12 protein-coding genes are annotated in these 11,990 nt (G+C 36.5%); 10 read left to right on the forward strand and 2 right to left on the reverse strand.

Annotation, left to right across the window (positions count from 1 at the left end):
• Nucleotides 1-13: 13 nt before the first annotated feature.
• Nucleotides 14-400, reverse strand: a complete 387-nt coding sequence (locus tag ACFFUE_RS05765) for a hypothetical protein (RefSeq protein WP_376833433.1) — start codon at nucleotides 398-400, stop codon at nucleotides 14-16.
• A gap of 556 nt (nucleotides 401-956) precedes the next feature.
• Here ACFFUE_RS05765 and radA point away from each other — a divergent pair.
• Together radA and ACFFUE_RS05775 are read left to right on the forward strand one after the other, a co-directional pair.
• Nucleotides 957-2,306 carry a DNA repair protein RadA gene (gene radA, locus ACFFUE_RS05770; protein WP_376833435.1) on the forward strand — a complete coding sequence of 450 codons (1,350 nt, stop codon included), beginning with the start codon at nucleotides 957-959 and terminating at the stop codon, nucleotides 2,304-2,306.
• Nucleotides 2,307-2,389: 83 nt separating this feature from the next.
• A complete protein-coding gene (locus ACFFUE_RS05775; RefSeq protein WP_376833437.1) occupies nucleotides 2,390-2,971 on the forward strand; it encodes an acyl carrier protein phosphodiesterase in 582 nt (193 codons plus the stop codon).
• Here the strand turns inward: ACFFUE_RS05775 and ACFFUE_RS05780 are convergent.
• Nucleotides 2,957-3,463, reverse strand: a complete 507-nt coding sequence (locus ACFFUE_RS05780; RefSeq protein WP_376833439.1) for a DUF6702 family protein — start codon at nucleotides 3,461-3,463, stop codon at nucleotides 2,957-2,959. The two genes, ACFFUE_RS05775 and ACFFUE_RS05780, sit on opposite strands and share 15 nt — an antisense overlap.
• A gap of 118 nt (nucleotides 3,464-3,581) precedes the next feature.
• Here ACFFUE_RS05780 and ACFFUE_RS05785 point away from each other — a divergent pair, with 118 nt between their 5' ends.
• From ACFFUE_RS05785 to ACFFUE_RS05820, 8 genes are all read left to right on the forward strand, one after another.
• Nucleotides 3,582-4,160, forward strand: a complete 579-nt coding sequence (locus ACFFUE_RS05785) for a HupE/UreJ family protein (protein ID WP_376833442.1) — start codon at nucleotides 3,582-3,584, stop codon at nucleotides 4,158-4,160.
• A gap of 56 nt (nucleotides 4,161-4,216) precedes the next feature.
• Nucleotides 4,217-6,592: a M1 family metallopeptidase gene (locus ACFFUE_RS05790; RefSeq protein ID WP_376833444.1), complete on the forward strand. Its 2,376-nt coding sequence runs from the start codon at nucleotides 4,217-4,219 to the stop codon at nucleotides 6,590-6,592.
• 34 nt (nucleotides 6,593-6,626) lie between these two features.
• Entirely contained in the window at nucleotides 6,627-7,091 is a 465-nt protein-coding gene (locus ACFFUE_RS05795) for a DUF6934 family protein (protein ID WP_376833446.1), read from the forward strand.
• Nucleotides 7,075-7,236, forward strand: a complete 162-nt coding sequence (locus ACFFUE_RS05800; protein WP_376833448.1) for a hypothetical protein — start codon at nucleotides 7,075-7,077, stop codon at nucleotides 7,234-7,236. Before ACFFUE_RS05795 ends, ACFFUE_RS05800 begins: the two co-directional genes overlap by 17 nt.
• 236 nt (nucleotides 7,237-7,472) lie before the next feature.
• Nucleotides 7,473-7,751, forward strand: coding sequence for a co-chaperone GroES (locus tag ACFFUE_RS05805; RefSeq protein WP_327984866.1), 279 nt, complete (start codon nucleotides 7,473-7,475; stop codon nucleotides 7,749-7,751).
• A gap of 114 nt (nucleotides 7,752-7,865) precedes the next feature.
• The gene (gene groL, locus ACFFUE_RS05810) at nucleotides 7,866-9,494 is read left to right on the forward strand and encodes a chaperonin GroEL (protein WP_376833450.1); all 1,629 of its coding nucleotides are present in this window, start codon (nucleotides 7,866-7,868) and stop codon (nucleotides 9,492-9,494) included.
• Between the two features lie 89 nt (nucleotides 9,495-9,583).
• Nucleotides 9,584-10,750, forward strand: coding sequence for an nSTAND1 domain-containing NTPase (locus ACFFUE_RS05815; RefSeq protein ID WP_376833453.1), 1,167 nt, complete (start codon nucleotides 9,584-9,586; stop codon nucleotides 10,748-10,750).
• A gap of 431 nt (nucleotides 10,751-11,181) precedes the next feature.
• The gene (locus tag ACFFUE_RS05820; RefSeq protein ID WP_376833455.1) at nucleotides 11,182-11,982 is read left to right on the forward strand and encodes a GLPGLI family protein; all 801 of its coding nucleotides are present in this window, start codon (nucleotides 11,182-11,184) and stop codon (nucleotides 11,980-11,982) included.
• Nucleotides 11,983-11,990 lie beyond the last annotated feature (8 nt).

The following is an 11,990-nucleotide window of genomic DNA, read 5'->3' on the forward strand; positions in this document are numbered from 1 at the left end:
GTCTTTTTTTCAATTAAATCTTAGGTGGTTGCCAAATAGAGGTAAAAACAGAGGGGTAAAACGGTTCTACATAAGCGAAGTTATGCGATTGTTCTCTGTAATTGGTAGGTTCTTTCGTGAAATAAAGTTGCATTTGCTTCTGTGGAAATGCGATACCCAACGCCATAGATACTAAATCTATTTGCTTGAAAGGCAATTGCATATCTTGCTCATAGTCGGCATCTTGCACCTGTGGGTCTAGGTAATGTATTCTGAAAAATGTGGCTAAAGTCATCTCTTCGTTTTGCTGCTTATGCGTGAGGTAATGCTCTATCAGCAAAGGCAATTTCAATACCTGCCGTACCTCGCTGAAAGAGGTAAGGTATAGGATAATGAACAGATATGGTATCAGCCTTTTCAAAATGGTTTATTTAGTAAAGCAAAGGTAGCTGAAATATGAATACAAAAAATCGTTTCTTAACATTTGTAATAAGAATAAATAAAAAGCATATAATCTAGCCAAAATCACTCAGTAGGCAACAAACTATAAGCAATAAGCTTTAATCTCTACACGATAGATATTTTGCAAACACTCTTCTACAACCCTTTCAATTCACTATATATCAATATTTTTTTTAAAAAAATCTTCTCTTAATATTCTAAAATAACTGTACTGAAAAAGCAGGCGGGCTTTTAGGGAAAAACAGGCGAGCTTTTGAGTAAAAGCAGGCGGGCTTTTTGAGAAGACCTGCCGTATAACTTCACAACTGAATAAAATAATCCTTGTGCAGATAGACTGACATAAAAAAAATGAAACCGCTAATCTCTTATTAACAAGTCTTCTTTATGTGTATTTATCAAACATCTTCAAAATATAATTTCTTGCATTTAGCCTAAAATATCATTTGGCTATAAATCCGAACTGAATAAATTTCATAACTTTACACACTGAATAATTTTAGAAAAACAAAACCTCTGTGGCGAAACTTAAAACAGCATACTTTTGTCAGAATTGTGGAACACAGTTTTCCCAATGGCACGGACAATGCAAGAATTGTGGAGAATGGAATACCTTAACGGAAGAAATCGCAGAGAAAATTTCTCCTAATAAAGGTATTTCGGATAAGAAGAAAAATCACATCATCAATATCATTGAGGTGGAAACCAATGAGGAGCCTCGCATCAAGACCGTTTCTGAGGAGCTCAATAGAGTGTTGGGAGGTGGTATTGTCTTGGGGTCGGTTATTCTCATCGGTGGCGAACCTGGGATAGGAAAATCTACGCTTTTGCTTCAATTGGCATTGAAAATGAAGAAGAAAATTCTCTATATTTCTGGGGAAGAAAGTGCTTCGCAAATTAAGATGAGAGCTGACCGATTAACCGATGTGCAAAATCCCAATTGTTTCCTCTTTACAGAAGTTTCGGTAGAGAAAATTATTCACGAAGCCAAAAAGCTACAGCCCGATTTGATGATTGTGGACTCTATCCAAACGCTGCAATCTCAGCTTTTGGAAAGCTCACCGGGGACAGTTTCACAGATTAGAGAATGTTCTAACGAGCTGATAAAATTTGCCAAAGATACCAACACTCCTATTATTCTGGTAGGACACATCACCAAAGATGGGCAGATAGCAGGGCCTAAGCTATTGGAACATATGGTAGATGTGGTGCTCAATTTTGATGGAGATAGGAATCACCTCTTCAGGTTGCTCCGTGCTAGTAAGAACCGTTTTGGCTCTACTGCGGAAATTGGAATTTATGAGATGATTTCTCAAGGGCTAAAAGAAATCAAAAATCCATCGGAAATCTTGATAACCAAAAAGTTTGAAGAACTTTCTGGGAATGCCATTGCTGTAACTTTGGAGGGCAATCGCCCAATGCTTTTAGAGATTCAGGCATTGGTAAGTACGGCGGTTTATGGTACGCCACAGCGTAGCTGTACAGGGTTTGATGCCAAGCGACTGAATATGCTACTTGCCGTTTTGGAAAAAAGAGCAGGGTTTCAGTTGGGAGCAAAAGATGTCTTCCTCAATATCACGGGGGGCATCAAGACCGATGACCCAGCTTTAGACTTGGCTGTGGTAGCCTCTATTTTATCCTCCAATGAGGATATCTCTGTATCAGAAAAATATTGTTTTGCTGGGGAAATTGGCTTGAGTGGGGAGATACGCCCCGTTCCACAGATAGAGCATCGTATTTCGGAGGCGGAGAAATTGGGGTATGATAAAATTTTCGTTTCTAATCTTAATAAAATACCTAAGCGTAAATTTGGCATCACCATCGTAGAGGTAAGCAAGATAGAGGAAGTTCACGAGATGTTGTTTTAGGATTTAAGGATTGAATAATTTAAAGATTAAAAGATTATACCGCTTAAAGTCTACTACTTAACTCAAAATTTAAAACTACTCTTTTGAACTACCTTGTCCATTCATATCTGTCGTTTTCTGAGGAGCAAATTGCAGGGCAATTTCTTCAGGATTTTATTCGGAATAGTGAGCGATTTTCTTTTTCGGAAGGCATCCAGCAAGGGATTGTTTTGCATAGGGCGATAGATACTTTTACCGATCAGCACCCAGAGATTCACCTGGCAAAGAAGCTGTTTTCCCCTCTGGTGCGGCTTTATGCAGGGGCATTTGTAGATGTAGCATTTGATTATTTTTTAGCCAATACATTAGATGAATCTTCTTTGAAAATACACTCGCAAAGGGTGTATCAAGCCTTTCGGAATTATGAATCGGTGTTTCCTGAAGTGGGCAAAAAAGTACTGCGAAAGATGGCAGAAGATGATTGGCTTTTCAATTACCGATACCATTGGGGGATTAATTTTTCAATGAAAAATGTACTGAACAAAGCCCGATATTTGGATAAAGATTTGCCCGTTTTTGAGGTGTTTTTAGCCCATCAATCCGAATTGAAATCGCATTTTGATGTCTTTTTTCCAGAGTTAGAACAGCATATTTTACAATGGCATCAAGCGTTAAAACTGAGCTGAAAAATTAGTTTTGGGATAACTAAGTTTATGGCTCTGTCGCTTACCTCCTACAATGATGTGGAGGATGTTGATTTGGTCGTCAAAGAGGTTGTAAAGCGTATTTACCTTAGCTTCCACTTGGCGAGGTCTTTTCACGGGAACACTTTCCAGATAAACATTAACCACTTCTCTATCTTCTTCAAAACCAATATATTTTAATTGGATATTTTGCTTGTTGGCTTTTAGATTGATGGTCTCCAAAAGATATTGTTCCAAATATCGGTTCATCAACGCTTTGGACTTTTCATTGTGAAAAAATAATGATGTTTTAAACCGTTGGTTGATGCCATTTTCTAAATCATCGGTAAAAAACCTACCTGTAATCTCAAAAGATTGAAACTTTGCATTATGGTTTATTTCAACAGAACCTAAATGATATGGATGAAGCATAAACGAACTCAACGCCCACCATAGCAGTACGATACAAAATCCAAAAGCAATTTTTTTCCTCATTTTTTCACCAATATTTTTACAGAAACGAAAATAATCATTATTTTCGTATCAAAGAAACTTATTGGGACAAACCAAATTTCACGAGTATATTTTTAAATAAAATGACTAAAATCAGAATATGCAAGACTTCATAATGTATCTCAAATTAGGCTGGGAGCATATCATTTCTTGGGACGCGTTAGACCATCAGTTGTTTATCTTGGCACTCATCGTTGCGTTTGGTTTTAACGATTTAAAGAAAATTCTCATCTTGGTTACCGCTTTTACAGTAGGACATTCTTTAACACTGGCACTGAGTGTGTTAGATTGGGTAAGAGTACCGAGCGATTGGGTGGAATTTCTCATTCCCCTAACGATTGTGATTACCGCTTTGGATAATATCTTGATGAAGAAAAAATCAGATACTTTCCTGAAAATCAATTATATATTAACCTTATTATTCGGATTGATTCACGGGATGGGATTTGCCAATTTGGCAAGAATGACATTGGCTCAGGAACAAAGCATTGCCGTACCCTTGTTAGGTTTTAATATCGGATTAGAGTTGGGGCAAATCGTGGTGGTCATTGCATTTTTGATTCTGGCATTCATTATGACCAACCTACTGAGAACCCCGAAAAGAGATTGGCAACTTTTCGTTTCCTCAGCCGTATTTGCATTGGCTTTACAGATGACTTTGGAGCGTATTCCGTTTTAGATTTTTTTCAATTGAAATATTAAAATATTAAATAAAATTTAACCCAAAAATAAAATATGAAAAAACTAATTTCACCAATTCTTTTATGCACTTTTGGATGGTTTGTGGCTCAGAACCATCAGAATAACCCAGGTAGCAACCACGGAAACAAATTTGAACCCCTAGGAACCATTTTACCTACACCCAATGTCTATCGTGCCGCTTCGGGAGCACCTGGACACGCCTATTGGCAACAGCGTGCAGATTACGATATTTCTGCCTATTTGGACGAGGATAAGCAAAATCTAAGAGCCACAGAAACCATTACTTATTATAACAATTCACCTGATGATTTAGAATATCTTTGGCTTCAGTTAGATGAAAATCAACACTCTAGTATCAACAATGCAGGTTATGAAAGGTCGAGTAAAACGCCTAACGCTTTCAATGTAGATGGATTAAAACCTACCCAATTACCCAAAAAAGATAATGGCTACGGCATCAATATAGAATCTGTGAAAGATGCTTCGGGAAAGGCAATTCCTTTTATCGTGAATAAAACGATGATGCGGATAGACCTTCCTAAAACTCTGAAAAGCAAAGAAAAAATCACTTTCACCATCGCGTGGAATTACAACCTTGTCAATCGTATTGAGATGGGCGGGCGTGGTGGCTATGAGTTTTTCCCAGAAGATAACAATCATATTTTCACCATTACCCAATGGTTTCCAAGAATGTGCGTATATAGCGATTTCAAAGGTTGGCAGCACAATCAGTTTTCAGGGAGAGGCGAGTTTGCTCTCAATTTTGGAGATTACAAAGTATCCATCAATGTTCCTGCAGACCATATTGTAGCCGCTACAGGCGAGTGTCAAAACTATGAAGAAGTGCTTTCCCCTGCCCAAATGGAACGCTGGAAAAAAGCCCAAACTGCCAAAGAACCAATAGAAATAGTAACCTTAGATGAAGCGAAAAACGCTGAGAAAAATAAATCAAAACAGCGAAAAACTTGGATATTTAAGGCAAATGATGTAAGAGATTTTGCGTGGACTTCTTCCCGAAAATATGTTTGGGATGCAATGGCAATTAAGCTGGAAGAAAACCATCAAAAAGTAATGTGTATGAGCCAATATCCGAAAGAGGCATACAATCTGTACCGTACTTTTTCCACCAAAGCAGTGGCACATACCGTGAAGACCTACTCGGATTTTACCATTCCATATCCTTATCCCGTGGCTCAATCTGTGGAAGCCGCCAATGGAATGGAGTACCCGATGATTTGTTTCAACTTTGGAAGAACTGAAAAAGATGGCACTTATTCCGAAGCTACCAAAAATGGAATGATTGGTGTGATTATCCACGAAGTGGGACATAATTTTTTCCCGATGATTATCAACTCCGATGAAAGACAATGGAGCTGGATGGATGAGGGACTGAATACCTTTGTAGAATACCTTACCGAGGAACTTTGGGATAATAAATTCCCTTCCAGACGAGGGCCAGCTCACACCATTGTGGATTATATGAAGTTACCAAAAGACCAATTGGAACCTACAATGACCAATTCTGAAAACATCATCCACTTTGGGCCCAATGCTTATAGCAAACCCGCTACGGCACTCAATATTTTGAGAGAAACCATTATGGGAAGAGAGCTGTTTGATAAAGCATTGAAAACCTATGCGAAAAGATGGGCATTCAAGCATCCAGAGCCAGCAGATTTCTTCCGAACGATGAATGATGCTAGTGCAGAAAACCTTGATTGGTTCTGGAGAGGGTGGTTCTTTGGTACCGACCCAGTAGATATCGCCATAGAAAAAGTAACGGTAGCCACCCCTAATTTTAGCACCCCTGAACCAAGAAAGCCAAGAACCTATACGGTGGACAAACCTCAGGTGAATGTTTTTGAGGATATTTCTAAAATCCGTAACCGAGAGGATAAAAACATCAAATTTGCTACAGATGAAGATAAGAGTCTGCAAGACTTCTACTATCGCTACGCTCGTGGCAAGGAAAAAGTGGATACCTCTAAGGAATATACCGTACAACCAGACACCTTTGAGCCTATTTCTAAAACTGAAATGGAAAAACTCAAAAATATGACGGCTTATCAGATAGATTTCAAAAATGTAGGCGGACTGGTGATGCCGATTATCTTAGAGTTTACCTTTGAAGACGGTTCTAAATTGTACGATAAAAAATCGGCACAGATATGGCGACATAATGAAAACAATGTAACGCTATCCTATGTTTTTGATAAGAAGCTGAAATCTATTCAACTAGACCCGATGAAAGAAACCGCAGATATTGATACTACCAACAATTTCTGGGGCGAGAACTCTGAAAGTCAGCTCACGAAATTCCAGCTCTTCAAGCAGAAAAAAGAAGCCAAAGGACGCGGTGCCGCCAGCGGTGCAGTCAATCCAATGCAAGCTGCAGGGAAGAAGAAGTAAAAAACTTAAAAAAATTGTAACTTAGTCCACAGTAATGAATTTACCCAGATACGCCTTAGTTTCAAGTGATAAAATGACAACTTTTGAATTTGTTAGCGAGGGAAATAACGGAAAAATCCATAAAATTGTTCAGTACCAACCAACTAATTTAAAAGATGTTTATAATCTTGCTTTTGGAGATAAAAATACACAAACAGGAGAAGTAAGTGATGAAGTCATTTCAAATAACGGAGATAGCGAAAAGGTATTAGCAACTGTTGTAGCAACTATCTATGCTTTTACGGATAAATACCCCGAAGTTTGGATTTATGCAACTGGAAGCACAAAGGCAAGGACAAGACTTTACAGAATGGGAATTTCAAAATTCTTTGAGGAAGCAAAAAATGATTTTGATATTTTTGGCGAACTTATAGATGATTGGGAAGAGTTTAAACTCAATATAGAATACGAGGGCTTCTTAGTTAAAAGAAAAAATAAAAATTATGAAAGTAATAAATGAATTAAAAGCACGAAAAACGCCAATTGTAACGATTGATAAATCTCTTAATCAGTTGGATAACAAAATTCTTTTTCCTGAAAAATTAGAAAAAGCTAATAAAATGCTAAAAGAAATTGGCTTACCTAAGTTGAAAAATGAAAAATAATTTCAACCCTACATAAAATCACTCAGTAATGGGTGATTTTTTTTTCTGCCAAAATTTCATCTTGAAAAATACAAAATCGGACATTTTGAGCATATCGCTTACCGCTTATTGCCCATTGCTACTTTTGGCATATAATTGGAGAAATAGTTGGGGATTGAAATGTGTAAATTGAATCAACACTAATTTCAATCATTAAATCTTTTTAATCTTTAAATCATATAATTAAAATAAAAAATATGTCAGTAAACTTCAGACCATTAGCGGACAGAGTATTGGTAGAGCCAGTAGCCGCAGAGACTAAAACCGCATCAGGAATCATCATTCCAGACACAGCGAAAGAAAAACCACAAGAGGGCGTAGTAGTAGCCGTAGGTGATGGAAAAAAAGATGAACCATTAACTGTAAAAGTTGGCGATAAAGTCCTTTACGGGAAATATGCTGGACAAGAATTAAAACTAGATGGCAAAGACTATCTTATCGTAAGAGAAAGTGATTTGCTAGGGATTTTAGGATAAACAGATGTACAATGTAGAAAGTACAATGTACAAAGATTTTAAACTTTACATTAATCAATTAAACTAACATAAGGTACTTTGTACATCGTACATCGTACATAAATACAAAATAAAATGGCAAAAGAAATTAAATTTGATATTGAGTCAAGAGACGCATTAAAAAGAGGTGTAGATGCTCTTGCAAACGCAGTGAAAGTTACATTAGGGCCAAAAGGGCGTAATGTGGTAATCGAGAAATCTTTCGGTGCTCCTCACGTAACTAAAGATGGGGTTTCTGTAGCGAAAGAAATCGAACTAGAAGACAGAGTAGAAAATATGGGGGCTCAGATGGTAAAAGAAGTCGCGTCTAAAACCAATGACATCGCTGGGGATGGAACGACTACAGCTACTGTTTTGGCTCAAGCTATCGTTCGCGAAGGTTTGAAGAATGTAGCAGCAGGAGCTAACCCAATGGACCTGAAAAGAGGAATTGACAAAGCGGTTTCTACCGTAGTGGAAAACCTAAAATCTCAATCTCAAGAGGTGGGAGATTCTTCTGAAAAAATCAAGCAAGTAGCTTCTATTTCTGCGAATAATGATGATGCCATCGGTGCATTAATCGCAGAAGCTTTCGGTAAAGTAGGAAAAGAAGGTGTTATCACCGTAGAAGAAGCAAAAGGAACTGATACTACTGTAGATGTGGTAGAAGGTATGCAGTTTGATAGAGGTTACCAATCGCCTTACTTCGTTACCAATCCAGAGAAAATGGTAGCGGAATTAGACAATCCTTACATTCTTTTAGTTGAGAAAAAAATCTCTTCTATGAAGGAGTTGTTGCCAGTTCTAGAGCCAGTAGCACAACAAGGAAAATCGCTTTTAATCATTTCTGAAGAAGTAGAAGGCGAGGCATTGGCTACTTTGGTAGTGAATAAATTGAGAGGTTCTCTTAAAATCGCTGCGGTAAAAGCACCTGGCTTCGGGGACAGAAGAAAAGCAATGTTAGAAGACATCGCTATCCTTACAGGTGGAACGGTAATCTCTGAAGAAAGAGGTTTCACTATGGAGAATGCTTCTATTGAATTGTTGGGTAGAGCAGAGAAAGTGGTAATTGATAAAGATAATACCACTATCGTAAATGGAGCAGGAGATGAAGAGCAAATCAAAGGGCGTGTGAACCAAATCAAAGCTCAAATGGAATCTACCACATCGGATTATGATAGAGAAAAACTTCAAGAAAGATTGGCGAAGTTGGCAGGTGGTGTAGCGGTGCTTTATGTAGGGGCTGCTTCTGAAGTGGAAATGAAAGAGAAAAAAGACAGAGTAGATGATGCTCTACACGCTACCAGAGCTGCTGTGGAAGAAGGTATCGTAGCAGGTGGAGGGGTTGCTTTGGTAAGAGCGATTGCTTCTTTGGAAAACCTCAACGGAACCAACCAAGATGAAAACACCGGGATTAAAATTGTGAAAAGAGCCATTGAAGAGCCATTGAGACAAATCGTTGCTAATGCAGGAGGCGAAGGTTCTGTAATCGTTGCCAAAGTGGCAGAAGGAAAAGGCGATTTTGGTTACAATGCTAAAACAGATGAGTATGTGAATATGCTGGAAGCAGGGATTATAGACCCTACCAAAGTAACGCGTGTAGCCCTTGAAAATGCGGCATCTGTTGCAGGAATGCTTCTCACTACCGAGTGTGTTATCACCGAAGTGAAAAAAGATGAACCAGCAATGCCACCAATGGGCGGCGGTATGCCAGGAATGATGTAACGGTCAGCGACCGAGGCAATAAATTGAAAGACCAATGACACTTGTGTTGTTGGTCTTTTGAATAAAATGTTTAATTATAAAAAATTTTTATGTCAAATACTGGAAAAAAAGAAATTCTGCATCAGGTTTTTTCTCCTATATCACCAATAGAAGAAATTAATTTGTTTTTTGGAAGAAAAGGTCAATTAGAAAAGGTAAGAGATGCTATAAATGAAAAAGGACAACACGCAATTTTATATGGAGATAGAGGAGTAGGTAAAACATCATTAGCTAATATAATGTCTCGTTCATATACTAACTTGTATGCTGTAAAAATTACTTGTGATAGAAGAGATAACTTTAAAACAATTTGGGAAAGAATTTTTGATAATATAAAAATTCCCTACAATACTGAAAGTATAGGGTTCGTTAAAGGTGAAAATAAAACAGAAATTTATACTCTTAAAAATAAAATTTCATCAGTGGATGAATTAACTCCTAATATTTTAGTAGATATTATAAATTCATTAGGGGAAACAAAATTATTATTTATTATTGATGAGTTTGATAATGTTAGAGATGATAGAACTAGATCTTCTTTTGCAGATTTGATAAAATCATTATCAGATAATAATAAGAATACAACTATATTACTTGTGGGAATAGCAGATAGTGTAGAAGAATTGATAGGTGATCATCAATCATTGGAAAGGTGTTTAAAACAAGTGAAAATGCCAAGAATGAAAAAAGAAGAGTGTGAGGATATTATACGGAATGGTATGGAGAAGTTAGAGATGAAAATAGATAATTCTGTTAAGGACAAAATAATAGATTTTTCTTCAGGGTTTCCTCATTACATCCATTTATTATGTAAATATGGATGTGAGGAACTAATAGACAATTCGCGTACTGTTTTTACAGATGCATATTTAAAAATTGCTGTTAAAAAAGGAATAGAGAATACAGCAGAGCAACTTAGATCATCTTTTAGAAAAGGAGTGTTAACTTCTAATAATAGTAATAAATGGAAAGATGTAATATATTCTTGTTGTTCTTGTGAAATAGATGAGTTTAATTCTTTTACGATAAGTAATGTCGCTAAAAATTATGAAAAAATAACAGGAAAGCAAAGTGATATAAAATATAATTTAAATCAGTTAACAAAAGAAGGAAGAGGTGAGATATTAGTAAAGTTAGGAAAAGGTAAAAGTACAAAGTATGCATTTAAGAACCCTATGATGAGAGCATTTGTTAAATTGAAAATGAATTCAGAATAAAAAAATATCTTTACCCTTGTCAAAGTTCCAAACTTTGACAAGGTTTTTTACCCACAAACCGTAGGGGCGTTTTGCAAACGCCCAACGCAATACCATCATACACAAGAGCGAATTGCATTCGCCCCTACAATGAAATCTAATCATTCCGCATTTGGTTTCCCACCAGCAGTGAGGAAGTAAGCAAAAGATAGTTTATAATTGAAATGTTAAAGACCAATGACACTTGTGTTGTTGGTCTTTTTTGTTACGCTTCAAAATTATATCAGAAAAGAAGGCATAAAGGGCAATTAATATTTTCATAAAAACTATTGAAAAAGGTTAAATATAAACAAAATCAAAAAAAACTTTCAAATTATTTGTTGATTCAACAAGTTTTTATAAATTTGGGAGGGATTAGAATATACCAATATTAATCTTAAAAACAAAATATTATGAACAAGATTACACTTCTATTATTATTTATGGTGATGAATTCGGTTCATCTTTTTGGGCAAAATCACTCTTTTACTTATGAGTATCGCTTTCTTTCAGATTCTACTGATGTAGCAAGCCAAAGGAAAGAAATATACACTTTGAAGGTTGATCATCGCCAATCCATTTATTTTTCAGAATACCACAAAAGAAGGGACTCTATCGAAAATATGTTTGCAAGTACCTCCAAAAGCAAACCTGTTATCGTTAAATATTATGATAATACTGAAACTCATCAATACTTGAAATTGAGCGAAAGGCTTTATCATATAAAATCCAATGATAAACTCAATTGGCAGATCCTTGAAGATGTGGAATACATCAATGGCTTTCATACTCAAAAAGCATCTGTAAATTTTGCTGGAAGAAAATGGTTTGCTTTTTTCACAAAAGACATCCCCATCGCAGACGGTCCTTATAAGTTTCACGGCTTACCTGGGCTAATTATCAGGCTGGAATCTGATAACAAAACCCATCAGTTTGAACTATTAGAAGTGAAATCTTCTGAGAAAAATAGCTTTTCATATCTGAACTTAATCAATAAAACCAAATGGATAGACATCACACCAGAGCGTTACAAAAAACTGTATCAGCAATACCGAAGAAATCCCTTGGAATCTTGGAGAAGGCACGATATCACAAAAGGAACAATAAATGGCAAAACAATGTCTGCTGATGAATTTTTCAAAACAATGGAGAAAATGGAAAAAGAGAGATTGATAAAAGATAATAATATTCTAGAACTTAGCCTTTTGAAATAGATTAAATA

Origin of the sequence: Bergeyella porcorum, assembly GCF_042427575.1 — a bacterium.
Classification (GTDB): Bacteria; Bacteroidota; Bacteroidia; order Flavobacteriales; family Weeksellaceae; genus Bergeyella; species Bergeyella porcorum.